At 41.3% G+C, this 979-nt stretch carries 1 protein-coding gene; it reads left to right on the plus strand.

Features of this window, described 5'->3' with window-relative positions; all coding sequences use genetic code 11:
• Positions 1-955: bifunctional metallophosphatase/5'-nucleotidase (locus R5R67_RS19450; protein WP_318755208.1), on the plus strand; the 955-nt coding region annotated here is incomplete at its 5' end.
• Between the last annotated feature and the right edge of the window lie 24 nt (positions 956-979).

The following is a 979-nucleotide window of genomic DNA, read 5'->3' on the forward strand; positions in this document are numbered from 1 at the left end:
GCCAATTTTAGGTATTTTAGATCGGTTAAATCCGGCAGTTGATATTGTTGTTTCGGGGCATACACATCAATCTTATATTTGTGACTATGCAACAAAAAATCCGGCTAAACCATTCTTACTTACTTCAGCTGGACAATATGGCACGCTTATTACCGATATTAAGGTGGAGTTGGATGGTAAAACTGGCGATATCATTAAAAAAGATGCTAAACAAATTCCGGTTCAAAGTGAGGCCTATACTTCGGGTACAACCACTGTAAGTTTGACAGACCTCTATCAAAAATTTAGTAAAACGCCAAGTATCGAAGCGATTTTAGATAAATACCGTCAAGCAGTAACCACAATTTCTGGACGTGTTGTTGGAACTTCTACTGCCGTTGTGAGCCGTACACAAGTCGAAAGTGGTGAAAGCCCACTAGGTGATATGATTGCCGATGCGCAGCAAGCTGCCGCTCTTCAAGCAAGTAATCAAGGTTCGGATTTTACGTTAATGAACCCGGGCGGTGTACGTGCTGACCTACTGATTAACAGCAGTAACCAGATTACGTTTGGTGATATTTTTGCAGTTCAACCTTTCGGTAACTCGATTGTGACTTTGAGCTTAACCGGTAAACAGATTAGAGATGTGCTTGAACAACAATGGTCTGGTGCAAATGCAAATTCGCCTAGAATTTTACAGCCGTCTAAAGAGTTGAGTTACCAATATGCGGCAAATACATCTGTTTCACCACGAGCAAGTTACATCATGGTTGCTGGTTCACCATTAGTTGACACTAAAGTATACCGTGTGACGGTAAATAGCTTCTTGGCAGATGGTGGTGACAACTTCACGGTGTTAAAAGAAGGTCAAAACCGTGTCGGTGGTGGTCAAGATATCGATGCGCTTGAAAGCTATGTTGCTAAGAACTCACCGTTAATTATTCCGGCTACGACTCGTATTAAAGTCATTAAATAACTCATTTAAGAAGGACAGTACGAA

Origin of the sequence: Acinetobacter sp. OYA S30 (genome assembly GCF_033599315.1) — a bacterium.
Classification (GTDB): Bacteria; Pseudomonadota; Gammaproteobacteria; order Pseudomonadales; family Moraxellaceae; genus Acinetobacter; species Acinetobacter baumannii.